Consider the following 25,416-nt stretch of genomic DNA (forward strand, 5'->3'; position numbering starts at 1 on the left):
AAATTCACGCAAAAAGTTATATAAAAATATATCTGCACGCTCATTGCGGGAGGAAGCGTCATGTCCGACGATCAGATTCTTCGCCTTGAAATCGTTGTGTTCCCGGATGAGGGATGCCCGTCCATGTTCGCCGAGGGTGTCTATCCAAGTGTCGCGACCGTGAATGATTTTGCCGCCAACCCGTCGCGGCAGATCGAATGCGCCCGAAAGCTCGGAGTGCGCGATTTTACCATCGACAAGATCGGTCGGTTCAGCATCTCAGCCTCTATCGAGGCGGAAAAATTCAAAGAATTCTTCGAAACCGAATTGGTCGAGGAGGAGCGAGCGGATGACGAGCGCTCTCTTGCCCCGCCGCCGGGTGCTGCGTTCCGCGTGCCCGAAATCGACGGGCTGGAGACGATTATCGAGCGGGCTTATGTGCAGCGGCCGCCACATTATTTCGCCGGCGAGCGAATTCTGCCGCCGGACAGTGTCCCGCCATTCGGGGATGACAAGTTTCGGCTACGCGTTCCAGACGATGTCGCCCTGCTGATGCAGGCCAGGACTGTGCATCAACGGGGGATCTTCGGGCGTGGCGTGACCGTGGCCATGCCGGATAACGGCTTTTTCAAACATCCCTATTTCGACGCGCACGGCTACAATTATCTCGCCATCGCGGCTACGGATGCAATCGACTACGAGACGGATCTATCAGGGCACGGAACGGGGATTTCGGCCAACTTGCTCGCGGTTGCTCCGGGCGTGAATTTAATTGGTATCAAACAGGTGAACAAGACTCTGGGTTTCAAGACCGCCGTCGAGATGGGGCCCGATGTGATTTCCTGCAGTTGGGCAGCCGAACTGGAGGAGAATAGTCCGACACTGCCCAACAATCTGAAGCCGTTCCATCTCACGGTCCTGGATGCGATTGCACGGGGGATCGTGGTCTGCGTCGCGGCAGGCAATGGTGGAGTGAAAGGCTTTCCCGGCAGCATACCCGAGGTGATCAGTGTCGGCGGGGTGCATGTAGACCGGGATCTGAACTACCGGGCCTCGGATCATACCAGCGGGTTTGATTCCACTTGGTTCCCCGGTCGGCAGACCCCGGACCTCTGCGGACTCTGCGGCAGCAAGGCGCAAGAGGACTACATCACCCTGCCGGTGCCCCAGGCCGCTCATGGCGGCAGTGCGGCACGGGACGGGTGGTTCGCCTTCAGCGGTTCCTCCTCCGCGACGCCGATGGTGGCCGGAATCTGCGCTCTGCTGAAGGAAGTCAAGCCAGGCCTCTCGCCGCAGGAGATCAAGAACCTGCTTAAATACACGGCCAGGGATATCACTGCGGGCGTGAATGCCAATGGCCGCAAAGCGCGACCGGGTCCGGACGGGGCGGTTGGCTATGGGCTCGCCGACGCCGCGCGGGCTGTAGATTCGGTGACCTGAGGCGGCGGATCAGGCCAGCATCCGCTCCAGAGGCACGTTGTTCTGAACAAGATCGGAGAGGGTGCAGCGGTCGAGTTCCGCGAGGAAAGCCGCGACGGCGCCGTTCAGCACGCCCTTCAGCCGGCAGGCGGGGGTGATGAGACATTCACCCCGCTCCGCCTGAAAGCATTCGACCAATGCGAAATCGTTCTCCATGCAGCGGACAATTGAACCAACAGGGATCCGCTCCGACGGTCTTGCCAGCTTCAGGCCACCGGAACGTCCACGCACCGATGTGACGAACCCTTCACGGGTGAGGGTGCTGGCCAGTTTCATCAGGTGGTTTTTGGAGATGGAGAAACGGTCCGCGACCTCCTGGATGGTCACCAGCCGGGAGGAGTTCACCGCCAGATGCATCAGCAGCCGCAGGGCATAGTCTGTTTGCGTGTTGAGCCGCATGCCGCGCTACTCCGTGTGAACCGGCGTGGTCACGGCTTCTGGCTCCGGGCGCGTTGCAGCTCCGGCACACCGAAGATCGCCAGCTTCAGGCTTTCGGCGATACGCCCGGCGCGTTCCATGAAATAGGGCACCACGCCGGGTGTCGGCGCCGTCTCCTCCAGTGTCTTTTCGAACAGCGTGAGCCAGTGATCGAAATGCCCGGCCTCGATTTCCGTTATGGCGTAATGCACCGGAACCGGTTTGCCGGAATATTGCCCGGTATAAAGCGCGACCGATCCCCAGAAGGCTTTCATCCGGGCGAGGTGCGGGTCCCAGTCATCGCCGATGCGCCGCTCGAAGATCGGACCAAGCATGGCGTCCGCGCGGATATGGTCATAAAAGCTGTCGACGAGTGTCGAGATATAGGCCTCGGTAATGCCGATCGCCTCCGCTTCGGCGCGAAGATCTTCCCGTGAGGCCGGTCTGCTGCGGATCGGAATGGAGGTCATGGTCGGAACTCTGATGTTAAAAGATGTATTTAATATGCATCTTAAATGGCAAAGCACAAGACGTCCTGCCAGGTACGGCACTCAGCTCAGGCGGAATGGAGCGGCTTTTGGTTCAGTCGGCGTTGGCTTCGATATTTTCCATGTCGTCGTCGGAGAAGCCGTAATGGTGGCCGATCTCGTGGATCAGGACATGCCGGACGATGTCACTCAGGTCTTCGCCGGTCTCGCACCAGTAATCGAGGATCGGCCGGCGGTAGAGGAAGATCCGGTTGAGGTCGGACGGACTGGCAAGTGTTCCGGCCTCTCCGAACGGAACGCCGGCATAAAGGCCGAGAATCTCGAACGGGCTTTCGGCGCCAAGTTCGTCCAGCACGTCCTGTTCGGCAAAGTCGGTAACAAGGAACGTGACGTCCCCGGTCTGCGCACGGAACGCGTCCGGGATCGTCCGGAATGCTTCGCGGGCGAGGGCCTCGATATCGTCGAGGCTGGGCGGTTCCATGGGCAGTTCCATGCGCGGCTGAATAGGCTGGCTCATGCTTCCGCTATAACCGGCGCGGGGATTTTCCGCTAGTGTGGTGGTGAACGGGCAGGGAGGTTGCCTTGGCAGATAAACTCACCGAGCAGCAACGGGAGTTGGCGATGGCCGCTCTCACGGCTTGGGACGCGGTCGCCGGCCGGGATGCGATCCGGCGCAGCTACAAGTTCGCTGATTTCAAGGCCGCGTTCGGGTTCATGAGTGCGGTTGCCGAGATCGCCGAGGAGATGGACCACCATCCCGAATGGTTCAATGTCTATAACCGGCTGGACGTCACCCTCACCACTCACGACGCGGGCGGCCTGACCCGCCTCGATATCGATCTCGCGAGGCGGATGGACGCGGCGGCGGAAGACTTCGGCGCCTGAAACTCAGGCGTCCCCGGCGAGCCAATCCTCGATCAGCCGGCGGGCGATGGAATCCTTGCTTGGCAGTCCCTTGCCGAGGGCGCGGAAATTCATCAACTCGTCGCGGCTGAACCACTGGGCGTCTTCCAGTTCGTCGTCGCGCCGGAAGATTTCCGATGTCTTCGCCTCGGCATGAAACCCGAGCATGATCGATGCCGGGAAGGGCCAGGGCTGTGAGGAGTGATAGCGCACGTCGCACACTTCGACGCCGGTCTCTTCCAAAACTTCCCGGGCAACGGCTTCTTCCAGTGTCTCGCCCGGCTCGACGAAACCGGCGAGAGTGGAATAGCGCCCTTCCGGCCAGACAGCCTGGCGCCCGAGCAGGGCCTTCTCTCCGGCCGCGTCATGCACCAGCATGATGACGGCGGGATCGGTGCGCGGGAATGCCGGGGTGTTGCAGCTCTCGTTCGTGCAGCTGCGCTGATGCCCGCCTTTCGCGATCCGGGTGGGCGAGCCGCAGACGCCGCAGAAGCGATGACGCTGATGCCAGTGCATCAGACCCCGGGCATAGGCGAGGACGGAGCCCTCGAAGCGCTCCAGCACGGGGCCGACTTGCCGCAGATCCATGAATTCGCCGGCATCGCTCACAGCAGCCGCCGCTTCTTCCTCTTCCAGGTGGGAGAGATCGACCGCGACATGCGCCTCGCCGTTCCGGTTGCCGAGAAAGATGACGGTCTCGGAACGTTCGACCAGGACAGCGAACTCCCGCGCGTTCAGCAATGAGGCGGCCGGGGTTTCGCTTTCCGCGCCGAAGACGAGCGAACGGCTGCGCCAGACCGGCACCAGCCGGGTCGTGGCGTCACCGACAAGCCGTTCAAGCCAGCCCTCCTCCTCGCGGAGGTGAGCGCTGCGGTCGAGGCCACTGAAGCCGTAGATGTTCGGCTGGCGGCGGGTGAGGTCGAGGGGATATTGATCGGACATGGCGCCGGAGTTTACACGCTCCGGCGGGCGCGGCAATCACCGGTTGGCCACCTTTTCACAAGGTTATTGTGCGAGCGGTTTATTCTGACGGCCTTTCCAGTCGCCAATCGTTCATTCCCCGTGCCGGAAATTTTGCCCGCGTAGTTCGTTTACGCGCTTTCATGGACGCATTCGAACGCGTCGACTGGAACTTGATGTACGGAAAGTCCTATCTCTTTCTGCCAGTGAAGCAGCTGGATCTGTGGCGGCTCCATGAAGACCTTGAAACCTGGCTGGTGAGCCAGATCGAGTCCCATTTGATGAGCTGTCGATGAGCAGATATTGGCTGTTGTTCCAGCCCAGTTGCGATGCATTGAGCGATGGAAATGGCCGGACAGGACAATCTCGATATTGCTGAATTGTTCGATAATCGCGCCGATGGCATTGCCGTCGCGGCAGCCTATTTCATCCATCTTCATGCCGGTTGGAAAAGGCGGGTGGTGCAGCATGACGATCGCGGGCTTTCCGGAAAGAGCAGCAAGCGTTTCGCCCAGCCAGTTGCACTGTTCCGGGCCGAAAGTGCCGAAAGGCTCTCCCTCTTCGAGGGTGTCCAATGCGACGAGCGTGAGGGGACCGAGATCGACGGCATAGTCGAGCGGGCCTGCGGCGGCCATGTACCCGTCCGTGGCAAAGGCCGCGCGCATGAGTTCGCGCGCATCATGATTTCCGGGAACCACGTAGACCGGAATACCAAGGGGCGCGACCATTTCGCGGAACAGCGTATATGAGCCCGGCGTGCCGTCTTCCGATACATCGCCGGCGACCAGCAGGGCATCCGGCTTTGGCGTCAGGGCGGCAATTCTGGCGACGGCTGCTGCAAGATAGGCCTTGGTGTCTATGGTCCCGTAGGCCGGGACGCCGCCATCCATCAAATGTGTATCGGTAATCTCGACCAGAAGCATGCCCGTGCCCTCTCATTTCTGAAGCAATTGCACGGGTCTATTCCCCGCTTGTCCAGCTTCTTTCCCTTTGCATTTCGTTAAATGTGACTTAAGTCACCTTATCAAGGGATCCGGTGTTTATAGGTGGATGGCATGTCATCCGCACGTCCTGCTGTCGGGTTCCGGCGAGATTAACAAGCGAGAACAGGAGAGCGAAATGGCCCTCGAACTGCCAGCCCTTCCCTACGATTACGAAGCGCTTCAGCCGTACATGTCGAAGGAAACCCTCGAGTTTCACCACGACAAGCACCATCAGGCTTATGTCACCAACGGCAACAAGCTGCTGGAAGGCACCGGTCTCGAGGACAAGTCCCTCGAGGAGATCGTGCAGACTGCCTACAAGAACAAGATGGCCGGCCTGCTTAACAATGCGAGCCAGCATTGGAATCACCTGCAGTTCTGGCAGATGATGAAGAAGAACGGCGGCGGTGCGATCCCCGGCGCGCTGGAAAAGAAGATCATCGCTGACCTCGGCTCTGTTGCCGATTTCCAGGCTGCCTTCATCGAGGCCGGTGTCACTCAGTTCGGCTCCGGCTGGTGCTGGCTGGCCATGGGCAGCGACGGCAAGCTGAAGGTCACCAAGACTCCGAACGGCGAAAGCCCGATGGCCTATGGCGAGACCGTTCTGCTCGGTTGCGACGTGTGGGAGCATTCCTACTACATCGACTACCGCAACCGCCGTCCCGACTACGTGAAGGCCTTCATCGAGAACATGGTGAACTGGGACTATGTCGGGGAGCTGTTCGCCAAGGCGAGCTGATCCGGCAAGACCCTGCACTGAACTGCGACGGGCCCGCCATTGGTGGGCCCGTTTGCATTTCGGAATATCACGCCTGGACGCTTGCTTTCCGAGCCTGAATCGGCACACTTCCGGCTGGGAAATGACCATGGGGTTGGACAATGTCCATGCAGGCCGGAAATGCGATCCGCAAAGTCGAACAGGGCGATATCGCGGCCCCCGTGAAGCTTCCACGCTGCGCCGGGGATGAGTTCAGCCTGATCGCGGACGAGGTGTCCGGAGATTTCAACATATTGGTCCTGCTCGGGCATGACGCTGCGGCGAACAAGGCGGCGGCAGCGGCTTTTGAGGCCGCGCGAGAACGGTTCGCCGGGCACGGTGCGCAGATCTACTATGTGGCGCCCGGCAAGAAGAAGCCGGGTCTTCCGAAGCCAGTCGCCGACGCCTCGGTTCTGATGGATGCCGACGGCAAGGCTTTCGCGGCCTTCGGCCAGCAGGCGCCGTTCGGGCGGCCGCTGAATGCGGGCCCGACCACGGTGCTGATCGCGCCGAACCGGCACATCCTCAGGCTTCTCGATGCGGACAAGCCCGATCATCCTGAGATCGTCGGCAGTGTGCTTGAGGCCCAGTCCGCGCTCCGGGCCGAGCAGCCCTATCGCATGCATCCGCCGGTGTTGCTGGTGCCGGATATCTTCAGCCCGGCCGACTGCGCGCATCTGATGAGCGTCTATGCCATGCAGGGCCAGGAATATGTCGAGCCGGGGCACAACACGCTGCAGAACCGGACCACGGACTGCAAGATGCGGATCCCGGAATATGGCCGCGGCGACCGGATCGATCACTGGGTTATCAATCCCGAGACGCAAAACTATATCGACGAGCGGATCGCTGGCCGGCTGTTACCGGAAATCCAGAAATCTTTCCATTACAAGGTCAGCCGTCACGAGCGCTATAGGATCGCCTGTTATGAAGGCGACCGGGGCGGCCAACTGCACGGGCATCGGGACAATACGGATGCAGCGGTTGCCTATCGGCGCTTCGCGGTGACCATCAATCTGAATTCCGACCAATATGAAGGCGGCGAGATCTGGTTTCCGGAGTTCAGCCAACAGTCCTACAAGCCGCCGGCCGGTGCGGCCATCGTGTTCTCATGCTCGCTGCTGCATGAGGTTCTGCATATGCGCCAGGGGCGCCGATTCGCGCTCCTCGGTTTCCTTTTCGGCGAAAGCTGACCCCAATCACTATTTCCCATCGTCACAGGACTGACCGTGTCTCTCAAAATCTCCGTCTACGTGCCTTGTTACAATGCAGAACGAACCATAGGGGCATGTCTCGCATCGTTGATTGCGCAACGTCGAAAGCCCGACGAAATCCTGCTGGTGGATGACGGTAGTACGGATCGCTCTCTCGATATTGCGAAGCGCTTTCCCGGCGTCAAAATCATCCAGCATGCGGTGAACAAGGGGTTGGCGACGGCTCGGAATTCCGGCATCCGGTTCAGCAAGGGCGATCTTGTCGCGTCGATCGATTCCGATTGCGCCGCCGACCCGTTATGGCTGCAAATTCTGGAAGCGGAAATGGAACGCGATCCGGAACTCTCTGGCGCGGCCGGTGCGGTCAACGAGTCCGAGCGGGACACCATTCCGGATCGCTGGCGGACCTTCCATATGGCACAACATTATGGGCAGAAAGTTGTTGAGAATCCACGTTTTCTGTTCGGTGCGAACACAGTCTTCAGGCGAGGCGCCCTAGAGGCTGCGGGAGCCTATCCAGCGAGACTTCGGACGAATGGGGAAGACCTGGAGATCTGCAAACGGATCTATATGAGAGTACCAAACGCCAGGCTCCGCTATCAGCCGAACGCCTTTGTTCACCATTTACGTAAGGACACATTTCGCTCTCTTGTGAACACCTATTGGCGGTACCAGACTTATGTGAGTTGGGCGCAGCCAGAGCCGCGCGAGATTGGCCGGACCGCTCATCAGACCTGGGGACTCCTGAAGCAACTTTGGAGGCATCAACTCGCCTGGGATATCCGGCGGAAACGCTGGGAGGGACTGTTCATTGCGCTCCATTTTACAGTCGTTCTGCCCCGACTGCAGATAAGGCAGCACATAAAAAACCAAAGAGACTGCAAGTCTTTAGCTTCCCGGTAATATGCTGTGGCAACCTAAGCTGGAGGGTGCGGCGCTATTGCCTGCAGTTTCACCGCCGCGACTGTCCGGATGACTTGTTTCCGGCTATCAACGAGGACAAATCCGATGCACAGATTGTCGATCTTGGTTGGAGGCCTCAATTTTGCGCTGGTGATTGCCCTCGCATTTGCGTGGGCGGAGGCAGGTCATCAGAACGTGGGCTTTCTGACGGTCTCGATCGGACTGGCGATCGTGGCATTTGGCTGCGCGTTTATTCTTTTCCTCAAAGCAGGACGTGCCGAAAACATCCTGCGAGATCTGCGCAATTCAACATTTCAGCTCAGCGCTCTCTTCGAGCATTCTCCCATCTGCATGAACCTGAAAGATCAGGACGGCCGGTATCTGATGGTGAATCAGGCTTATTGCGATTGGTTCGGCAAATCGGCCGGGGAAATTGTCGGCAAGAGCGGGGCGTCAGTCCTGCAGAGCTCCGAAAGGGTTTCATCGGATATCCAGTCCCTGGAGACCCTCGTCGTTGAAACGGGCCAAGTCGCGACGAGGGAGCTTCAGGTTGTCCGCGCCGGAAAAGCACACCAGCGCTTTTTGGTGAAGTTTCCGGCGATTGACGATGAAGGCAAGATTGTAGGTCTGGGAACGATTGCCTTTGACAGGACGGATCAAAAGGCTGCTGAAGCCGCACTCTCCGCGGAGCGCGACCGGGCATCCCTGCTTGAAGCAACTCTGAGGGAAGCGATCATGGCGATGCCTGCCGGCTTCGCCGTCTATGACCAGTCAGACCGTCTGGTCATCTGCAATAAGGAATATGCCCAGTTCAATCCATCCTTTCGTAACGATCCGGAGCTCGCGGCCGGATTGACCTTCCGCCAGATCATCTCGGAGACTCTTGATTGCGGACTGGTCGCCGGTGTTACGCCTGACCAGTACGAGTCAGTTTCAGAAGGCCGGATGAAGCGGCACAGGGAGGCGACAGGGGTGCCGTTCGAGCAACGGCTGGGTAATCGGATTTGTCAGACGATTGAGAGCAGAATGCCGCATGGCGGCGTCATTGTGCTTCGTCAGGACATAACGGAACAGCGGAGGCTTGAACAGAAGCACCAGGATGCCGAAGATCTGCTGCGCAACCTGTTCGATAATTTCGGTCACGGGATTATGATCCGGGATCGCGATACCCGCCTGATCCGGGCGAACAGGGCGGCACTCGAGCAAATCGGGCTTTCCGCCGATCAGGTCGTCGGTAAAACCACCTCGGAAATGTTCACAATACTGGGCCTCAAGGAGGTCTCCGGCGGCATCACCGAGCAAGAACGCGGGATGATGGCTCGGCGGGAGACAGATGAGCATCTTGTCGTGCGGGACGGGGTAGACGGCGCGCGGCAATACCTTCTGCTCAGCAGGTTTCCCTTGATCGACAGAAATGACGAGGTCCAGGGATTAGGCGTTCTACGCTACGATGTGTCCGAGCTGATCGAGACGCAGAAAGCGCTGGAGAAAGCCAAAAATAGCCTCGAGAAAGCGATTCTCGAGCGCACTGAGGAGCTGCGCATAAGCGAAAGGCGGTTCCGGACATTGGCGCACGCATCCGCAGACTGGTTCTGGGAATGCGATGAGAATTTGCGGTTCACTTATCTATCGGAGAATTTTCCGGTTCCCCAAGGCCGTCAACGCTCGGCGTTGATCGGGGTTAGTATCGCCGAATATCACAAGGACATATGGGACAATTCCGACATTAGCAGGGCGCTGCTGACGGCTTATGAAGCACGGGAACAGATCCGGGACTTCGAGGCCATCAACAAATTAACCGATACGATCGGGTGCTATCGCCTCAATGCCACTCCGCTATGGAGGAATGGTGTGTTCGAAGGCTATGCCGGGGCCACGACCGATATATCGGAATTATATCAGGCCCGGGAAAGTCTCGTTGAGTCCGAGCGTCTTGCCTCGCTGGGCTCAATGGTCGCGGGGATTGCTCACGAGATAAATACGCCTGTCGGGATCTGCGTTACTGCGGGAACAACCGTACTGGGGGCTGCTCATACGTTGCGGGACGGGATTGCGGCAGGGGACCTCAAGCGCAGTGAATTCGATGCCGCGCTGACAAAGATCATGGAGGGGATGACTCTCGTCGACTCTAATCTGGCGCGAGCGGCCAAGCTGATTTCAAGCTTCAAGAGCATCGCCGTCGATCAAGCCAGTGAAGCCGAGAGAACGTTTCATCTCGTCGCGTATCTGCAGGAGATCGCAAACAGCATCAGCCCAAACCTGAAGCCCAAGAAGATCTCGATAGACATTTCGGGCCCGAGCGATCTCGAACTCAAAAGTTATCCCGGTGCGTTCGCCCAGATCGTCACCAATCTGGTGATGAATTCCATGCTGCACGGTTTTGCCGATCGTGACGGGGGCGGAATTACCATGGTGGTCTCCGAAGAGAACGGCTTCGCCGAGATGCGCTATGTGGATGACGGTATCGGCATGGAGGAGGAAACGGTGAAGAGGATCTTCGATCCCTTCTTCACAACGAAGCGCGGACAGGGCGGCAGCGGTCTTGGTATGCACATTCTGTTCAATCTGGTCTCACAGGTCCTCCGCGGGACTGTTCGCTGCAAGAGTGCACCAGGTGAGGGCATTGAGATTGTGATCCGGTTTCCGATCGTTCCGGACGAGAGCTGACCGGATTGGCGAGGCCGCGCGGTAGCCTGGATAAAATTTCTGAAAACAGAAACTCCCTTTCCGGCCCCCCTCGACCGTTGAGGTTTGATTTTCCAATCAAATTTGAGGTTCGTTGGAGGGAATATCATTGCGCATATTATATTACGCATTTATTCTGATAAAAAAAACAGGGATAAATGAAGCGCGTGATAGAAACGAATCTCATCTATCGAAACGGCTTTCATTTCCTGACAATCAAAGTTCGGGGAGTTCTGACCGGCGCGGTTGTCGGGGCAGGCATGGAAGCGCTTGATGAATATGAAGAATATGCGGCTGGAATCCCGGTCCTATGGGATCTTCAGGAGGCTGATCTGTCGCAGTACACAACGGCAGAAATGGAAATTACCAACCGTTTCCTCCAGAACCATCCCGGACGCAGGAACGCAAAATCGGCAAGCCTGTTGCCCGACCGCGGGGCAATGCTTCTGGCACGTCTCTGGTCGGTCTACGGCGTAGATCAGGTGCCGCTGCAGCGCGAAGCATTTCTGAATCTCGAAGATGCGCTCGAGTGGCTTGCCGCGGACGCAGGCGAGTAGCGCTTGTCCCGTTTGGCGGCGTTTAGCGCATCAGCTGATAGGGAATGTAAAGCGCCAGATCCTGCCAGAACCAGAGCAGCACGGCCGTTGCCAGCATGATGATGGCGAACGGGACCGCACCACGGGCGACATCCTGCAGACTCGCCTTGCCGACAGCCTGTATGACAAACAGGTTCATGCCGACCGGCGGCGTGATCAGCGCGGTTTCGATCAGCACGACGAAGAAGATGCCGAACCAGATCGGGTCGATGTTCATGTTGAGCACGGCGGGCAGCATGACCGGCACCATGATCAGCAGCATCGACAGGCTTTCCAGGAAGAAACCCATGATCAGCAGCACGGCTCCGACAGCGAGCATGAAGAGGCCCGGCGTCGAGATGCTCTCGGTCAGCAGCGCCGAGATCGACTGCGGGATCAGGTAAAGCGTGATGGCGTAGGAGAACACCTTGGCGCCTGCAACGATGATCAGCACCATCACGGAGGTGCGGAGCGAGGCTTCCACTGCTTCCTTGAGCTTTGGCCAGTCCATCCGACCCATGGCGAAGGTGATGCCGAGAGCGACCACGAACCCGAGGCCGGCGCTTTCCGACGGGGTGGCGATACCGAGATAGATCGAGCCGACCACGGCGGCGGCCAGCAGGATGGTCGGAAGGGCGCCCAGGGTGGCCGTGCCACGTTCGCTCCAGCTCGCCCGGTCCACCGGCTCGTAAGAGCCTGAGAACCGTGCATAGGCCATGCCGTAAAGCGTGAAGACGCCAGCCAGGAAGAGGCCGGGGCCGATTCCGGCCAGGAACAGGGTGGGAATGGAGGATTCCGAGATCACGCCATAGATGATCAGCGGGATCGAGGGTGGAATCAGGATGCCGAGCGTGCCGCCGGCAGCCAGCATGCCGAAAACAAAACGCCGGTCATAGCCGCGCGCGACCATCTCCGGGATGGCGACGGTGCCGATGGTCGCCGCGGTCGCCACCGACGAGCCGGAGATGGCGGAGAACAAAGTGCAGGACAGAATGGTCGCGACGCCGAGGCCGCCGGGCCAGTGCCCCACCCAGCTTTGCACGGCGGCATAGAGATCGCGCCCGACGCCACCCTTCAGCAGCACGTTCGACATCAGCAGGAACATCGGCACGGCCAGCAGCTCGAAACTGTCCATGGAGCCGTGCAGGCGCTGCGGCACCGCCACCATGGGCAAGCCCTTGAGGGCGAGCAGGATGACGCCAAGTCCGCCGAGGGCGAAGGCCACGGGTGTGCGCAGCAGCAGCAGGGCGACCAGTGCCGTCAGGATCAGGAAGGCTTCCATCAGTGCGCGCCTTCCAGCACATCGTCCTCAGGCAGATCCTCGGTCCAGACCCGGATAAGCTGGGCCAGGCCCTGCAGCACAAGCAGTGCATTTCCGAGCCACACCGGGGCCTGGGTGAACCATTTCGGCGGGGCGAGATAGGTGTCGGTGGTGTGCCCGGCCAACGTGTCGTGCAGCCAGAGCGAGAAGCCGTAATAGATCGCGGTGCCAGCAAACAGGAACATCACCAGGATGGCGAGGGTTTCGGCAAGCCGGCGCCAGAGCGTGTTCGGGTTGCGCAGGATCAGCTCGATGGTGACCATCTCGCGGTGTTTCAGCACGAAGGCGGCGGCGAGATAGACCACCCAGATCTGCAGGATGCGGCTGACCTCGTCGACCCAGATGGTCGGCGCATTGAAAACGTAGCGCATGACGATCTCGAAGGTGATGAAGAAGCCGACGGCGACCAGGCTCCAGGCGCAGAGCTTGCCGACGAACTCGGAAAGGGCGTCTATCCAGCGCACAAACATACCGGCGTCTTTCTTCGGATCGTGTTGCGGAATGAGGATACCGGAGGCGGGACGGTCCAGCCCCCGGTGTCGCTCGGTTTAGTTGGCTGCAGCGGCCTTGACGGCCTTCACGGCGGCGGCACCCTTGTCGCCGGTTTCCTTGACGAAACGGTCGACGATGCCAGCGGTCGCTTTCACCCAGGCGGCGCGTTGTACGTCTGTCAGCTCGACGACATTCATCTTGCTGCGGGCTTCGTCGACGGCGGCGGCCTGCTGGGCGAAGATTTCGTCGCGCAGCTTCTGTTCAACCTCGCGGGCGGCATCGTCGATGATCTTCTTCTGAGCGTCGGTCAGGCCTTCGTAGAAGTCCTTGTTCATCACGGCGACGAACTCGATTGCGGTGTCATAGGTCAGGGTCATGTGATCCATGACTTCATAGAGTTTGCGCGACTTCACGGCGGAGGCACCGGTCATGCCGACATCGACCGCGCCCTGCTGGTAGGCCAGGAACTGCTTGGAGCCGGACATCAGGGTAGGCGCGCCACCGAGGGCCTCGACGGTCCAGCCCTGGATCTTGCCATAGGTCCGGACCTTTTTGCCCTTGAGGTCGGAAGGCTCGACGATTGGCGCATCCTTGCCGAGATAGATGTTGAGGCCGAATGCCTGCCACCAGAGGATCTTGTTGTTGGTTTCCTTCAGGATCGAGGCATCGAGTTCCTTGCGCATCGCTGAACCCGGTGCGACGGCGGCGCGGACATGCGCCTCGCTCTCGAAGATGAAGGGAATGGAGACCACGTCGACCGTCGGCACGGAACCGGCGAACCGGCCGATGAAGGCGGAGCCGGCCTCGACCGCACCGGACCCGACGGCGCCGGGCACTTCCTTGTCCTTGAAAAGCTGAGCCGACGGGAACAACTGGATTTGCAGATCGCCGCCGGATTTCTCTTCGACGATCTTCTTGAAAGCGAGCCAGTTCTGGCCGAGGGAGTGCTTCTCCGGCAGCTGCAGTGTGACCCGGATGGTGGTCTCGGCAAAGGCCTGAACCGGCGCGGCAACCAGAGCAGCCGCGGCAACGGCACCCAAAATCCAACGCTTCATGGTTTCCTCCTGGAAATACATTTTCTGTGGCTTATCGAAAGGTTCGTTCAATTTGCATCCCGTCAGGGCAACGGTCGCATTCTGTAGAAAGGAATTCGGCACGTTTCATATCCGAAATCGTGCGCGGGTCAACAGGTGTGATACGGCAAGCGAAGATCGATTAGAGCATCCTGCGGCTTCAGGTCGAGTTCGGTTGCTGTGTTTCTCGCTGTTGCGTTGCGCGGCTGTGACAATTCACCTGACGCTGTTTTCCGTCGGCTGGCCTATAGTCGGCTTTCCAGTTAGTTTTGCACTGATGGCCGCACAGTCAGAATGAGTTCCGATCTTGAAGGCTTCTGGTTGATCTATGACGGCGACTGCCCTGTCTGCCGCTCAACCGCTCATGCTTTCGCCATCAGGAAAGAATATGGGGTTTTGAACCTCGTGAATGCCCGCGCCGCGCCGGATCACCAGGCGTGCGAGCGAGCGCGCGCCGAGGGACTTGATCTCGATGAGGGGATGGTGATTTTCGCCGACGGCGCGATTTATCACGGTGCGGGGGCTGTATCCTTTCTGGCGGCTTTTGGCGAGCCAGCAAGTCTGCTGACAAGGGCTGGCTTGATGCTGCACCGCTCACCTGGGCTTTCGGCTTGCGTTTACAGAGCGCTACGCGGTCTCCGGAATATCCTGCTTCGACTGCGGCGCATCGGGTCGATCAATAATCTCCGTCGTTCTGATTGAATCAGAAGGATCATCTGCGCGACGCAGGCTGAAGAGTGCTTACGGTTGTTTCTCGGTCGCTGCATGAGCGCCGGACTCTCTGAATTCCATTGCGTCAGCCGGACGGAAATTGTCGGCCCGGGCGAGGTTCCACGGGGTGGCGAAGGCGTCCGGGCAATCCTCCTCGAAGAGCTGCCCCGGTACCAGCCGGTGGTGCAGGATGCTGTCCGGGTCGGTGGCGCGAATGTGCAGCGTTTCGGGCCGTATCTGGCTCGGGTCGTCCAGACCCATCGCACCAAGCATTTCTGCGAAGCCGCGCAGCGTGTTGCGATGGAAGTTCGCGACCCTCTTGTACTTGTCCTCGACGGAGAGGCCGCGCTGGCGCGTCGGGTCCTGGGTCGCCACGCCGGTCGGGCAGCGGTTTGTATGGCAGGCGCGGGCCTGAATGCAGCCGATCGAGAACATGAAGCCGCGAGCCGCGTTGCACCAGTCGGCGCCGAGCGCGATGGCGGTGGCGATGTCCGCGCCGGAGATGATCTTTCCGCTGGCCCCGATGCGGATATGCTCGCGAATTCCAGCACCGACGAGCGTCATATGGACGAGATGCAGCCCTTCGCGCAACGGCATGCCGAGACTGTTGGTGAACTCCACGGGCGCCGCGCCGGTGCCGCCTTCCTTGCCGTCGACGACGATGAAGTCGGGATAGGTTTCTTGCGCGATCATCGCCTTGCAGATCGCCATGAACTCGTGCGGGTGGCCGACGCAGAGCTTGAAGCCGACCGGCTTGCCTCCTGACAGCCGGCGCAGCTCGCCGAGGAAGGCGACAAGCCCGGCGGGGGTCGAGAAAGCGGGATGTGCGGCCGGGGAAACACAATCCTGTTCCATCGGGATGCCGCGTGTTTCGGCGATTTCGGGTGTGATCTTGGAGGCCGGCAGAACGCCGCCATGGCCGGGTTTCGCGCCCTGGGAAAGCTTGAGTTCCACCATCTTGACCTGAGGGTCGGCAGCCGTCGCGGCGAATTTCTCCGCATCGAACATGCCGTCCTCGGTGCGGCAGCCGAAATAGCCAGATCCGATCTGCCAGATCAGATCGCCGCCAAAACGCCGGTGATGCGGCGAGATCGAACCCTCGCCCGTGTCGTGCGCGAAGCCGCCGGTCGCCGCTCCCCGATTAAGTGCCGCAATTGCGTTGGCGCTGATGGCCCCGAAACTCATTCCCGAGATGTTGAGCAGGGAAATGTCATAGGGCTGCGTGCAATCCGGCCCGCCGACATGGCGGCGGAAGTTGTTGTTCTTGGGATGCAATGGGGCCAAGGAGTGCGTGAAATAGCCGTATCCCGCCTTGTAGACGTCCATCTGTGTGCCGAAGGGAACCGTTTCCTGCTCCTGCTTGGCGCGCTGATAGACGAGCGAGCGCTGCTCCCGGTTGAACGGAAAGGCGTCGGCGTCGCTTTCAATCAGATACTGCCGGATCTCCGGACGGATGCCCTCGAACAGCCAGCGCATATGGGCGATGACTGGATAATTGCGCAACAGGCTGTGCCGACCCTGAATGAGGTCCCAGATGCCGAGAAGCGTCAATGGCGCGGCGATGGCGAGAACGATCCATCCCCAAAAAAAGCCGGCAAGTCCGAGGCCGAACGCGATGAAAGCTGCCGCGACAATCGCAACGAAGAACGCAAAACGCATCTGGAAGTCTCTCCCGCACTGATATTGGCCTCGCAGCCAAGGGTAAGCAATTGCGCCTTTGATGTTTAGCGGACATAAAAAGCTTCTTCTCATAGCCTAAGACCAAGTGCGTCCAGAACAAATCCTACTGCACCTGCGACCAGGACGAGGACGGTGTGTTCGAGTAGTTCGAACGTGTCTACACCTCCCGGCGGCCATGCCGGCAGCCTCGCAGATTGCTGATCTATCGTGATTGGCCGTCGCGGTGACACGGCCGCCCAATAGTATATGGCTAGCCACGAATGGCGTAAGCCCGTGCCCGCCTGACGCCGCAACTCATGACACCGCCAACTGGGGCGGCATTGTTAACCGGTGTCCGCCGAAAAACAGGTGGTGGATTGGGTGTTCATGAAACTGTTTGTGACATTGGGAGCGCGACCGGTGATTAGGCTTCGGATTAATGCTTTCTTGATCTTGCTGGCGGTAGTGCCGTCTCTGTTCTGTGGCGATGCGTCGAGCGCGCAGAGCGCAGGTCAGGAAACAAGGACTCTACCTGACCATGTAATCGAGAAATTCGGTATGCCCCCGGCGATACCAGAGGGGCTGATCTCCAAAGAGCTGAAAGCCGCTGTGAAGGTAGCCTTCATCGACAGTGTCATTAAAGGAACTTGGGGACCGGAACAGGTAGCAGCCCTCAAATTGATACTTGTTTCGGGAGACCCCCGGATCGCCTGGATCGTCAGTGACCTTATGCGTTTCGTCCATGACCCTGCTCTCAGTGTGCTCCTTTCCGATGTTGCGTCCAGTTTGCTGGGGATCGGTCAAATTCAGGAGAACCACTGGGGAGCAGTAACCGATCATCTCATCGCCTGGGACATTCCGGCACCGCCCGGCTATCTCGACGCCAAACGCGCCATTTTCATCAGCTTTGTGCCGGGCTGGGATAAGATCTTTGCTGAGGGCGATATCGACTGGCGGCACGTCTCCTGGGGAGGGGTGAAGATCGATGACCGCGCCTACGATACAACCGATGAGCCGTGCAACTGCATCCCCGCTGCGGACAATCCCGAGGTGAGTAGCGCCGAAGATGCTACCTGGTTGAAGGATGATGACATCGTCTTCGGCATTGCGGTCAACGGCGAGTTCAGAGCTTATCCTAGGCGTATCATGGAAGTCCGCGAAATGGTGAACGATACCCTGGGCGGACGACATCTCGGCATTCCCTATTGTACCCTCTGCGGAGCCGCTCAGGCCTATTTCACGGACGGTTTGCCCACCGGGATCGAGCGGCCAGTCCTTCGCACTTCCGGGCTGCTGATCCGTTCCAACAAAGTGATGTATGACGTCAATACATACTCGGTATTCGACACATTTTTCGGAACGGCGGTGACAGGCACTCTTCACAAGAGGAATCTGCAGCTAAGACAGGCGAGTGTCGTCACTGCCGAGTGGGGCGCCTGGAAGAAAGCGCACCCGGAAACGACGGTATTGACCGAAGCGTTGGCGCTCGGCCGGAATTTCGATTTCCGCAGTGGCCGGGATAAAGACGGCCCGATATTTCCGGTCGGCGATGTCGATCCGCGACTACCAGTACACGAGGATATCATCGGTGCCGTCACTGCCTCCGGACAACCTGTGGCATTTCAACGGAGCAAAGCGGTCGCTTCGCTGACGAAGGGTGAGAAGATCGTTTTCGAGAATATCCGCCTGCTGCTGGATGGCGGCGGTGTAAAGGCCGTGGGCGCGGACGGATCCGACCTCGGCAGCCATCAGGCCTTCTGGTTTGCCTGGTCCCAGTTCCATCCGGGCACCGCCCTCTGGCCTGAGTGAGGCCCCTGACTTCTCCTTAATCTGTTCGCTCAGGCGGAGCTGCGTCATCGGAAATCTAGGCCCGGCAGACCAGCACGTTCCCGTTAACCGCTGAAATGCTTTGATTGAGTGGCGCACCCGAGAGGATTCGAACCTCTGACCTCTGCCTTCGGAGGGCAGCGCTCTATCCAGCTGAGCTACGGGTGCATACCGGGAGCCGGGCGGAGGCCGCACGGCTGAGCGACCGGAAACTACCCTCGGGCGCATTTGGGCGCAAGGGGGAAAGCGCGGGTCTGTTTCAATCGTCCTGATGGCAGAATACGGGGAGCGGGCGCGTGTCGTTCGCGTGCGGAATTTCCGCCCCGCTCGGCAATGCCGCCGCGGGATCGCCGAGCCAGGCGGCAATGTCGGCGCTGACCCGGTCGCCTTGCAGGTCCCGGAACAGCATATGATAGCCGTCCTCATACAGGGCGAGGCGCCAGTGCCACCCGTCCGTGCCGCCATCGGGAAGGGTCTCCAGCATGCGGCAGGTAGGTCCGCGCGGGATGATGCCGTCCTGCTCGCCATAGAGCACCAGCAGCGGGACGGAGAGGCCGGGTGCTGACGCCAGGGCTTCATCCATCAAACCGCTCAGACCCCAGGCGGCTTCGATCCGGGTTTCCTTGATCATCATTGGATCGCGGGAGAGCCGGCGCAGCATCTCGATATTGTCGGAAGGCGGGCTCGGCAGGCTTTGCGGCCGGACGCGGATGCGTGGCGCAATGTGAGCCGCTAGTGTCAGGGTGAAGCGCTTCCAGGGCGCCATGGTGCTGCGGCCCCAGACGGCGGGTGCGGAGAGTATGGCGCCATCCAGCCGTGGCGGGCTCTCGCCGGCGAGGGCGGTCATGATCACGGCCCCGCCCATGCTTTCGCCGAGAGCGTAGATCGGGAGCTTTGGATGGCGCGCGCGCAGCAGTTCGGTGACCGTGTCGAGATCGCCTGTCATCGCTTCGGCTCCGGGCCAGTCCCCGCGCATGGACGTGCCGCCGAAGCCGCGCTGGTCGTAGGCGTAGACCAGCAGGCCGTGTAGTGCGAGCAGAGGGCCGAGATCGCGATAGGCGCCGGAATAATCGTTGAAACCATGCAAGGCGACGACGGCGGCGCGGGGTGCTTCTTCTGGTGCCCAGCGCTGGTAGGGCAGTTCCGCTCCATCCTGCATGACGAACGCATCATCAAGGATAGCGGCCGGTTGGTGAGCTTCAAGTCGGGGTGCGATGCCGGGCGCACAGCCGCCGAGCGCGAAAAGAATGACGGCGAAAACGGCGCGCCACGCCGGCCCTGATCCGTTACGCCGCATGAAAGCGGTCAGTCTCCGGATCCTTGCTGGTGAGGGCGAGGAAGATGTCTTCGAGGTCGCTCTCGTCGGTGCTGATGTCCTGGATGTGGAAATTCGCGGCTGCCAGGGCGCCGAGAATGCGGGCAATCGGGCCGTCGCTCTTGCGGAACGTAAACGTCAGCTGGTTTTGCCCGGTGATGGATACGGAGAAAGGCTGGAGCGGCTGCGGCAGCTTGTCGGAGTCCTCCGGGAGCGTTTCGGCAACAGTGACCGTGACCGATTTGACATCGATCCGCTGCATCAGGTTTTCCTTGGTGTCGCAGGCAATGACCTCACCGTGATTGATGATGGCGATGCGGTCGCAGAGCTCTTCGGCCTCTTCCAGATAATGCGTGGTCAGCAGGATGGTGACGCCGCGCCGGTTCAGCTCGCGGACATTGTCCCAGAGCTTGCGGCGAAGCTCGATATCGACGCCTGCCGTGGGTTCGTCCAGCACCAGGATCGGCGGGTTATGTACCATCGCCTTGGCGACCAGCAGACGCCGCCGCATGCCGCCGGACAGCGATCGGGTATAGGCATCGGCCTTGTCGCCGAGCTCGACCAGGTCGAGAATTTCCTGGGTCCGCCGCTCCGCCTTTGGAACGCCGTACAGCCCGGCCTGGAGGTCGAGCAGTTCGCGCGGGCTGAAGAAGGCGTCGATATTCAGCTCCTGCGGCACGATGCCGATCGCAGCCCGGGCCTGACGCGGATCCTCGTCGATATCGATGCCCCAGACTTTCGCCGTTCCGGCCGTCTTGTTCACCATGCCTGCAAGGATATTGATCATGGTCGATTTGCCGGCGCCGTTCGGGCCGAGCAGGGCGAATATCGAGCCGCGCGGGACGGCAAGGTCGATGCCTTTCAGGGCATGTTTTTGCCGCGATCCACCGGCTTTGCCATAGACCTTTTCAAGGCCTTTGATCTCTAGCGCGAGCTCGGGAACGGACTGGGACGGCTGTGAACGTGTCGACACGGGGGCAGACCTTATACAGGCGATTGAAAATACGCGGTGAGCGGCTATTATCTCCCGGCATTCCGGGAACGGAGGCTACGCTCAATATAGGTACCGGTGCGGAGAAGGACCAGTCAGATGGCAAAACCGTTCGAAGTTATCACTGTTTCGGAGAAGCGTGTTGCCTGTGACGGGGGCAAGGGCGCGCTGGGCCACCCGAAGGTTTTCCTGACCATCGGCGACGAAGGCAAGGTGATCTGCCCCTATTGTTCGCGCGAGTTCGTCTATAGCGCGCCAGTGGCTGGCGAAAGCGCCGCCTGACCGATCACAAGCCGGCTGCCGTTATGGCAGCGCCCGGGGGGCTGCCGGAAACTTTCCAGTAAGCGTTGTTCGCGGTTCGCATGATGCCCATGATCCCGTCATGGTCCTTGTGGAATAGAGCGGTTTTTCGGGGCTGTACTCCGGTGCTGCCACGCCAATTCGCTTGTCATGGCCTGTACCGTCGCTAGACTCTCACCGCAGCCGTTTCCCGAAGTCCGCCCCTGGATCCTTGATGACCGATATTACCGCGTCCGATATCCCCAGTGCCGTCTCCGACACAGTAGAGAACCATCTCTATCTGGTGGACGGCTCCGGCTATATTTTCCGCGCGTTTCACGCTCTGCCAAGGATGAACCGGTCCGACGGCACGCCGACCAATGCGGTGTTCGGATTCACCACCATGCTGATGAAGCTGATCGAGGATCTGGAAGCGGACCATGTCGCGGTGATCTTCGACACCAAGCGGCTGACCTTCCGGAACGATATTTATCCAGACTACAAGGCGAACCGGGATGAGCCGCCGGAAGACTTGAGGCCGCAATTCTCGCTGATCCGCGATGCGGTCCGGGCCTTCAACGTGCCGTGCCTGGAGATGGAAGGGTATGAGGCGGACGACCTGATCGCGACCTACGCCCTGCAGGCCAAGACAAAGGGTATGCGCGTCACCGTGGTCTCTTCCGACAAAGACCTGATGCAGCTGGTCGATAACGGTGTCGACATGTACGACCCAATGAAGAACCGGGCGATCGGGCGCGCCGAGGTGATCGAGAAGTTCGGCGTCGGGCCGGAGCGGGTGGTCGATGTGCAATCTCTGGCCGGGGATTCGGTCGACAATGTGCCGGGCGTTCCCGGCATCGGCATTAAGACGGCGGCACAGCTGATCAACGAATATGGCGATCTCGACACGTTGCTGGCGCGGGCGGAGGAGATCAAGCAGCCCAAGCGCCGGCAGAACCTGATCGAGTTCGCGGATCAGGCGCGAATCTCCCGGGATCTCGTCCGGCTGAAAGACGATGTCGAAGTCATCGAGCCGCTCGAACGGCTGACCGTGGAAGATCCCGACGACGCCACCGTGCTGGCCTTCCTGAAGGAAATGGAATTCAAGCGGCTGATCACCCGTTTCGAGTCGGAACTGGCAGATGGCGCCTCTGCATCCTCGCCGGGCGCCGCACCGGCGGAGGGTTCGGTTGGCTCACCTAATCCGGTGGGTGATGTCAGCTATGAGCTGGTGCAGGAAGTCGCCGATCTGGAGCGCTGGATCGCGTCGGCGCATGCCGAGGGCACTGTCGCCGTCGATACCGAAACAACATCGCTGAATGCGATGCGGGCGGATCTTGTCGGCGTGTCGTTGAGCATCGCGCCAGGCAAGGCCTGTTACATCCCTTTGGGGCACACCGCGGGCGAAGCCCAGGGCAACTTGCTGGGCGGTTCGGACGGTGGTGAGGGCGGCCCGAAACAGATCCCCCGAGACGAGGCGCTGGCGCTGCTGAAGCCGCTGCTGGAAGACCCGTCGGTGCTGAAGGTGCTGCACAATACGAAATACGATGCGCTGGTTCTGGCGCGGGAAGCCAATGGCGGCATCGTGCTCGGCCCGGTCGATGACACCATGTGCATGTCCTATGTGCTTGAAGGCGGTATGCACGGGCACGGTCTGGACGACCTGTCGGAGCTGCATTTCGGCCACACGAACATCAAGTTCGCGGATGTTTGCGGCAAGGGTAAGACTCAGATTTCATTCTCTGAAGTCTCCCTTGAAAAGGCGCTGGATTACGCGGCCGAAGACGCGGACATGACAATCCGCCTGCACCGCAAGCTGCGCCCGGAATTGCCGAAAGCGGGCCTGTTGACGGTTTACGAGACGCTGGAGCGGCCGCTGATCCCGGTGCTGGTGGGCATGGAGAAGGCGGGCATCAAGGTCGACCCGCAGATCCTGCGCGCCATGTCGAAGGATTTCGAGAAACGGCTGGAAGAGCTGGCAGTGCAGATCCACGAGCTGGCGGGGGAGGAGTTCAAGATCGGCTCGCCAAAGCAGCTCGGCGAGATCCTGTTCGACAAGATGAGCCTGCCTGGCGGCAAGAAGGGCAAGACCGGTGCCTACGCGACCGGTGCGGATATTCTGGACGACCTTGCGGCACAGGGGCACGATCTGCCGGCGCGGGTGCTGGATTGGCGCCAGCTTGCAAAGCTGAAATCCACTTATACCGACGCGCTGGTCGAGGCGATCAATCCGGAGACCGGGCGCATCCACACGTCATATTCCATGACGGGGGCGAGCACCGGACGGCTCAGCTCGAACGATCCGAACCTGCAGAACATTCCGATCCGCTCGGAAGAGGGCCGCAAGATCCGCACTGCTTTCGTCGCGGAGACGGGGCATAAACTGCTGGCGGTCGATTATTCCCAGATCGAGCTCCGGCTGGTTGCCGATATCGCCGATATCGAAAGTCTGAAACAGGCTTTCCGGGACGGCATCGACATTCACGCCCAGACAGCCTCGGAAGTCTTCGGTGTGCCGTTGAAGGATATGGACCCGACCACGCGGCGCAATGCCAAGGCGATCAATTTTGGCATCATCTACGGCATTTCGGCTTTCGGTCTCGCCCGTCAGATCGGCACCGAGCCAGGTGTGGCGAAGAAGTATATCGACGCCTATTTCGAGCGTTTCCCGGGCATCCGCGATTACATGGACAAGACCAAGGCGGCGGCGCGGGAGGACGGCTATGTCACCACCCTGTTCGGGCGGCGTATCCATATTCCAGGCATCAAGGACAACAATCCGGCCCGCCGCGCCTTCTCGGAGCGGGCGGCGATCAACGCACCGATCCAGGGCTCGGCCGCCGACGTGATCAAGCGCGCCATGGTCCGTATAGGTCCGGCACTCGATGAGGCCGGGCTGAAGGCAACCATGTTGCTGCAGGTGCACGATGAATTGCTGTTCGAGGTACCGGAGGCGGAAGTCGATGAAACCACAGCGCTGGTCCGCAAGGTGATGGAAAGCGCGGCCGATCCGGTCGTGCAGCTTTCCGTCCCGCTGGTGGCCGACGCCGGTGTGGGCGACAGCTGGTCGGACGCGCATTAATATTGTGGTCGAGTGACGTTGGATACCGGAGGACATATGAGCAAGGCCGCGAAACCGAAACGCACGGCAAGTCCGATCCCCGTTCGTGTTCGCCAGGCCGAAGAGCGGGACAAGGACCGTCTGGTCGAGATCATGGATGCCTGCTGGGAGGCTACATGGATGCCTTTCATGCCGCCCGCTGTCCCGGCGCGTTACCGGAACGAAAATCTCGGCCGGGCTTTCGTCGAAAACGCTTGGCACACCTGCCGCGTGGCCGAGGCGGAAGATGGCAAGCAAGGCGTGGTCGGCTTCTGTTTCCTGCTTGGCAATGAGATGAAGACCCTGCAGGTGTTGCCCGACCTGCAACGCCGCGGCATTGGTCTGGCGCTGCTGCAAGATGCCGAAGCTTGCATCGCCAAGGCCGGACACGACCACGTGCATGTCGAAGCGGATGTCTTCAACGCCCGCGCGGCAGTTTTCTACCGCGCCATGGGCTACGAGGAGACCGGCCGGATTGACAACGACATCCTTGGCTACAAGGTTGCGACCCATGTGTTCCGGAAAGATTTAGGCTCGTAGCGCTAAAGACTCCCGGTATCTCATCAAAAGAGGCGCGCGGCCGTGCTTTAAGCTGGCGCTAGAGAGGCGTATTCAGCCACGCTTCCGCCGCTTCCGTCTCATCCATCGAGAACCCCTTCATCTCCAGCCCAGGAATGAGCGCGCCTTCGATATCGGCTGCTTTGCGGAGCCAGGTTTCGTCGCTGAGCACGGCGCAGCGGTCGAACTTGCCGAGCATGCCGAAGAGCTTCGGCAGATGCCCGAGTTTCACCGCGATCGCGCTGAGGGACGGCCAGGGGAAGTGGTGCAGGCGGTAGAGCAGTTGGCCATGCTCGATACCTTCTGATTTCTCGATCAGCTCTTCGATAGCGCTGCGCATGGTGTCTTCGTCGATGGAGGCGCCATCGAATTCCATGTCTATGCGGTTCGGTGCGGTTTTCGTGATCTTGATCATCTGGGGCCTCCGGTCCGTCTGGTCTGAACTGCATATGGGGACGGTGGGGGCGGAATGGTATCCACCCGGACGTCATCCCGATGAAAATCGGGATCCATTTCTCCGGCAGCGCTATGGCTTCCGACTTTCGTCGGAATGACGGTTTGGTCAAACAGCCCGCTTAGTGCTGGAAGTTCTTACGATCAGACGCCGCTTGGGGCGTGGCTCGCCTGCTTCAATCTCGACGCTATGACTGACCCAGCAATGAGCGGGTCCAGGTAGGACAAATTTCACAAAGAGGCGACGTATGCGTTTGGTGACTACTGAAGAACTGCAAATGGAGGCTTGTCACC

24 protein-coding genes and 1 tRNA gene are annotated in these 25,416 nt (G+C 60.1%); 12 read left to right on the top strand and 13 right to left on the bottom strand.

Going from position 1 to position 25,416, the window contains the following annotated elements:
* Window positions 1-60 precede the first annotated feature (60 nt).
* Window positions 61-1,419: a S8 family serine peptidase gene (locus K328_RS25205; RefSeq protein ID WP_051285302.1), complete on the top strand. Its 1,359-nt coding sequence runs from the start codon at window positions 61-63 to the stop codon at window positions 1,417-1,419.
* A gap of 9 nt (window positions 1,420-1,428) precedes the next feature.
* Here the strand turns inward: K328_RS25205 and K328_RS0120590 are convergent, their stop codons facing one another.
* The 3 genes from K328_RS0120590 to K328_RS0120600 all read right to left on the bottom strand — a co-directional run bounded on the left by K328_RS0120590 (window position 1,429) and on the right by K328_RS0120600 (window position 2,844).
* On the bottom strand, window positions 1,429-1,857 hold the full coding sequence (locus K328_RS0120590) for an Rrf2 family transcriptional regulator (protein WP_028467578.1): 429 nt from the start codon (window positions 1,855-1,857) through the stop codon (window positions 1,429-1,431).
* Window positions 1,858-1,886: 29 nt separating this feature from the next.
* A complete protein-coding gene (locus K328_RS0120595) occupies window positions 1,887-2,345 on the bottom strand; it encodes a group III truncated hemoglobin (RefSeq protein WP_028467579.1) in 459 nt (152 codons plus the stop codon).
* A 112-nt stretch (window positions 2,346-2,457) separates the two neighbouring features.
* Window positions 2,458-2,844, bottom strand: coding sequence for a metallopeptidase family protein (locus K328_RS0120600; RefSeq protein ID WP_245577617.1), 387 nt, complete (start codon window positions 2,842-2,844; stop codon window positions 2,458-2,460).
* Window positions 2,845-2,945: 101 nt separating this feature from the next.
* Here K328_RS0120600 and K328_RS0120605 point away from each other — a divergent pair, with 101 nt between their 5' ends.
* Complete coding sequence (locus tag K328_RS0120605; RefSeq protein WP_028467581.1) at window positions 2,946-3,248, top strand: 4a-hydroxytetrahydrobiopterin dehydratase; 303 nt, start codon at window positions 2,946-2,948, stop codon at window positions 3,246-3,248.
* A gap of 3 nt (window positions 3,249-3,251) precedes the next feature.
* On the opposite strand, the gene nudC is transcribed toward K328_RS0120605, so the two are convergent.
* Window positions 3,252-4,208 (bottom strand): NAD(+) diphosphatase, encoded by a 957-nt coding sequence (gene nudC, locus K328_RS0120610; protein WP_028467582.1) that lies wholly within the window; start codon window positions 4,206-4,208, stop codon window positions 3,252-3,254.
* Window positions 4,209-4,357: 149 nt separating this feature from the next.
* Window positions 4,358-5,149, bottom strand: a complete 792-nt coding sequence (locus K328_RS0120615) for a phosphodiesterase (protein ID WP_028467583.1) — start codon at window positions 5,147-5,149, stop codon at window positions 4,358-4,360.
* A 196-nt stretch (window positions 5,150-5,345) separates the two neighbouring features.
* Between K328_RS0120615 and K328_RS0120620 the strand changes: the two genes are divergently transcribed.
* From K328_RS0120620 to K328_RS0120640, 5 genes are all read left to right on the top strand, one after another.
* Window positions 5,346-5,948, top strand: coding sequence for a superoxide dismutase (locus tag K328_RS0120620; protein ID WP_028467584.1), 603 nt, complete (start codon window positions 5,346-5,348; stop codon window positions 5,946-5,948).
* 146 nt (window positions 5,949-6,094) lie between these two features.
* Complete coding sequence (locus tag K328_RS26145; RefSeq protein WP_169721251.1) at window positions 6,095-7,159, top strand: 2OG-Fe(II) oxygenase family protein; 1,065 nt, start codon at window positions 6,095-6,097, stop codon at window positions 7,157-7,159.
* Window positions 7,160-7,195: 36 nt separating this feature from the next.
* The gene (locus tag K328_RS0120630) at window positions 7,196-8,083 is read left to right on the top strand and encodes a glycosyltransferase family 2 protein (RefSeq protein ID WP_169721252.1); all 888 of its coding nucleotides are present in this window, start codon (window positions 7,196-7,198) and stop codon (window positions 8,081-8,083) included.
* A gap of 105 nt (window positions 8,084-8,188) precedes the next feature.
* On the top strand, window positions 8,189-10,750 hold the full coding sequence (locus K328_RS26150; RefSeq protein ID WP_051285308.1) for a PAS domain-containing sensor histidine kinase: 2,562 nt from the start codon (window positions 8,189-8,191) through the stop codon (window positions 10,748-10,750).
* 278 nt (window positions 10,751-11,028) lie between these two features.
* Window positions 11,029-11,325 (top strand): hypothetical protein, encoded by a 297-nt coding sequence (locus K328_RS0120640; protein ID WP_156901532.1) that lies wholly within the window; start codon window positions 11,029-11,031, stop codon window positions 11,323-11,325.
* A 22-nt stretch (window positions 11,326-11,347) separates the two neighbouring features.
* Here K328_RS0120640 and K328_RS0120645 read toward each other — a convergent pair whose 3' ends face one another.
* The 3 genes from K328_RS0120645 to dctP all read right to left on the bottom strand — a co-directional run bounded on the left by K328_RS0120645 (window position 11,348) and on the right by dctP (window position 14,211).
* Window positions 11,348-12,625 carry a TRAP transporter large permease gene (locus K328_RS0120645; protein ID WP_028467587.1) on the bottom strand — a complete coding sequence of 426 codons (1,278 nt, stop codon included), beginning with the start codon at window positions 12,623-12,625 and terminating at the stop codon, window positions 11,348-11,350.
* Window positions 12,625-13,134, bottom strand: a complete 510-nt coding sequence (locus K328_RS0120650; RefSeq protein WP_028467588.1) for a TRAP transporter small permease — start codon at window positions 13,132-13,134, stop codon at window positions 12,625-12,627. The genes K328_RS0120645 and K328_RS0120650 overlap by 1 nt, the downstream gene beginning before the upstream one ends.
* A gap of 78 nt (window positions 13,135-13,212) precedes the next feature.
* Entirely contained in the window at window positions 13,213-14,211 is a 999-nt protein-coding gene (gene dctP, locus K328_RS0120655) for a TRAP transporter substrate-binding protein DctP (RefSeq protein WP_028467589.1), read from the bottom strand.
* A 312-nt stretch (window positions 14,212-14,523) separates the two neighbouring features.
* Here dctP and K328_RS0120660 point away from each other — a divergent pair, with 312 nt between their 5' ends.
* A complete protein-coding gene (locus tag K328_RS0120660; RefSeq protein ID WP_028467590.1) occupies window positions 14,524-14,931 on the top strand; it encodes a DCC1-like thiol-disulfide oxidoreductase family protein in 408 nt (135 codons plus the stop codon).
* A gap of 39 nt (window positions 14,932-14,970) precedes the next feature.
* On the opposite strand, the gene K328_RS25220 is transcribed toward K328_RS0120660, so the two are convergent.
* Entirely contained in the window at window positions 14,971-16,599 is a 1,629-nt protein-coding gene (locus K328_RS25220; RefSeq protein ID WP_051285310.1) for an FMN-binding glutamate synthase family protein, read from the bottom strand.
* Between the two features lie 558 nt (window positions 16,600-17,157).
* Between K328_RS25220 and K328_RS0120670 the strand changes: the two genes are divergently transcribed.
* A complete protein-coding gene (locus tag K328_RS0120670) occupies window positions 17,158-18,408 on the top strand; it encodes a DUF3179 domain-containing (seleno)protein (protein ID WP_205620722.1) in 1,251 nt (416 codons plus the stop codon).
* Window positions 18,409-18,517: 109 nt separating this feature from the next.
* On the opposite strand, the gene K328_RS0120675 is transcribed toward K328_RS0120670, so the two are convergent.
* The 3 genes from K328_RS0120675 to K328_RS0120685 all read right to left on the bottom strand — a co-directional run bounded on the left by K328_RS0120675 (window position 18,518) and on the right by K328_RS0120685 (window position 20,714).
* Window positions 18,518-18,594: transfer RNA gene (locus tag K328_RS0120675), tRNA-Arg, on the bottom strand.
* 91 nt (window positions 18,595-18,685) lie between these two features.
* Window positions 18,686-19,723 (bottom strand): alpha/beta hydrolase, encoded by a 1,038-nt coding sequence (locus K328_RS25225; RefSeq protein ID WP_051285312.1) that lies wholly within the window; start codon window positions 19,721-19,723, stop codon window positions 18,686-18,688.
* Complete coding sequence (locus tag K328_RS0120685; RefSeq protein WP_028467592.1) at window positions 19,713-20,714, bottom strand: ABC transporter ATP-binding protein; 1,002 nt, start codon at window positions 20,712-20,714, stop codon at window positions 19,713-19,715. Before K328_RS0120685 ends, K328_RS25225 begins: the two co-directional genes overlap by 11 nt.
* 117 nt (window positions 20,715-20,831) lie before the next feature.
* On the opposite strand from K328_RS0120685, the gene K328_RS0120690 reads away from it, so the two are divergent.
* From K328_RS0120690 to K328_RS26155, 3 genes are all read left to right on the top strand, one after another.
* Entirely contained in the window at window positions 20,832-21,014 is a 183-nt protein-coding gene (locus K328_RS0120690) for a zinc-finger domain-containing protein (RefSeq protein WP_028467593.1), read from the top strand.
* 232 nt (window positions 21,015-21,246) lie between these two features.
* Entirely contained in the window at window positions 21,247-24,093 is a 2,847-nt protein-coding gene (gene polA, locus K328_RS0120695; RefSeq protein ID WP_051285316.1) for a DNA polymerase I, read from the top strand.
* 36 nt (window positions 24,094-24,129) lie between these two features.
* Window positions 24,130-24,651: a GNAT family N-acetyltransferase gene (locus tag K328_RS26155; protein WP_051285318.1), complete on the top strand. Its 522-nt coding sequence runs from the start codon at window positions 24,130-24,132 to the stop codon at window positions 24,649-24,651.
* 58 nt (window positions 24,652-24,709) lie between these two features.
* Here the strand turns inward: K328_RS26155 and K328_RS0120705 are convergent, their stop codons facing one another.
* Window positions 24,710-25,084, bottom strand: a complete 375-nt coding sequence (locus K328_RS0120705) for a SpoIIAA family protein (RefSeq protein ID WP_028467595.1) — start codon at window positions 25,082-25,084, stop codon at window positions 24,710-24,712.
* Window positions 25,085-25,416 lie beyond the last annotated feature (332 nt).

The organism is Nisaea denitrificans DSM 18348 (assembly GCF_000426505.1).
GTDB lineage: Bacteria > Pseudomonadota > Alphaproteobacteria > Thalassobaculales > Thalassobaculaceae > Nisaea > Nisaea denitrificans.

What these genes read in the sequence shown, in the direction of transcription:
- K328_RS25205 (WP_051285302.1), top strand. Translation starts at nt 61, where the DNA reads ATGTCCGACGATCAGATTCTTCGCCTTGAAATCGTTGTGTTCCCGGAT.
- K328_RS0120590 (WP_028467578.1), bottom strand. Translation starts at nt 1,857, where the DNA reads ATGCGGCTCAACACGCAAACAGACTATGCCCTGCGGCTGCTGATGCAT.
- K328_RS0120595 (WP_028467579.1), bottom strand. Translation starts at nt 2,345, where the DNA reads ATGACCTCCATTCCGATCCGCAGCAGACCGGCCTCACGGGAAGATCTT.
- K328_RS0120600 (WP_245577617.1), bottom strand. Translation starts at nt 2,844, where the DNA reads ATGGAACCGCCCAGCCTCGACGATATCGAGGCCCTCGCCCGCGAAGCA.
- nudC (WP_028467582.1), bottom strand. Translation starts at nt 4,208, where the DNA reads ATGTCCGATCAATATCCCCTCGACCTCACCCGCCGCCAGCCGAACATC.
- K328_RS0120615 (WP_028467583.1), bottom strand. Translation starts at nt 5,149, where the DNA reads ATGCTTCTGGTCGAGATTACCGATACACATTTGATGGATGGCGGCGTC.
- K328_RS0120620 (WP_028467584.1), top strand. Translation starts at nt 5,346, where the DNA reads ATGGCCCTCGAACTGCCAGCCCTTCCCTACGATTACGAAGCGCTTCAG.
- K328_RS26145 (WP_169721251.1), top strand. Translation starts at nt 6,095, where the DNA reads ATGCAGGCCGGAAATGCGATCCGCAAAGTCGAACAGGGCGATATCGCG.
- K328_RS26150 (WP_051285308.1), top strand. Translation starts at nt 8,189, where the DNA reads ATGCACAGATTGTCGATCTTGGTTGGAGGCCTCAATTTTGCGCTGGTG.
- K328_RS0120640 (WP_156901532.1), top strand. Translation starts at nt 11,029, where the DNA reads ATGGAAGCGCTTGATGAATATGAAGAATATGCGGCTGGAATCCCGGTC.
- K328_RS0120645 (WP_028467587.1), bottom strand. Translation starts at nt 12,625, where the DNA reads ATGGAAGCCTTCCTGATCCTGACGGCACTGGTCGCCCTGCTGCTGCTG.
- K328_RS0120650 (WP_028467588.1), bottom strand. Translation starts at nt 13,134, where the DNA reads ATGTTTGTGCGCTGGATAGACGCCCTTTCCGAGTTCGTCGGCAAGCTC.
- dctP (WP_028467589.1), bottom strand. Translation starts at nt 14,211, where the DNA reads ATGAAGCGTTGGATTTTGGGTGCCGTTGCCGCGGCTGCTCTGGTTGCC.
- K328_RS0120660 (WP_028467590.1), top strand. Translation starts at nt 14,524, where the DNA reads ATGAGTTCCGATCTTGAAGGCTTCTGGTTGATCTATGACGGCGACTGC.
- K328_RS25220 (WP_051285310.1), bottom strand. Translation starts at nt 16,599, where the DNA reads ATGCGTTTTGCGTTCTTCGTTGCGATTGTCGCGGCAGCTTTCATCGCG.
- K328_RS0120670 (WP_205620722.1), top strand. Translation starts at nt 17,158, where the DNA reads ATGCCCCCGGCGATACCAGAGGGGCTGATCTCCAAAGAGCTGAAAGCC.
- K328_RS25225 (WP_051285312.1), bottom strand. Translation starts at nt 19,723, where the DNA reads ATGCGGCGTAACGGATCAGGGCCGGCGTGGCGCGCCGTTTTCGCCGTC.
- K328_RS0120690 (WP_028467593.1), top strand. Translation starts at nt 20,832, where the DNA reads ATGGCAAAACCGTTCGAAGTTATCACTGTTTCGGAGAAGCGTGTTGCC.
- polA (WP_051285316.1), top strand. Translation starts at nt 21,247, where the DNA reads ATGACCGATATTACCGCGTCCGATATCCCCAGTGCCGTCTCCGACACA.
- K328_RS26155 (WP_051285318.1), top strand. Translation starts at nt 24,130, where the DNA reads ATGAGCAAGGCCGCGAAACCGAAACGCACGGCAAGTCCGATCCCCGTT.
- K328_RS0120705 (WP_028467595.1), bottom strand. Translation starts at nt 25,084, where the DNA reads ATGATCAAGATCACGAAAACCGCACCGAACCGCATAGACATGGAATTC.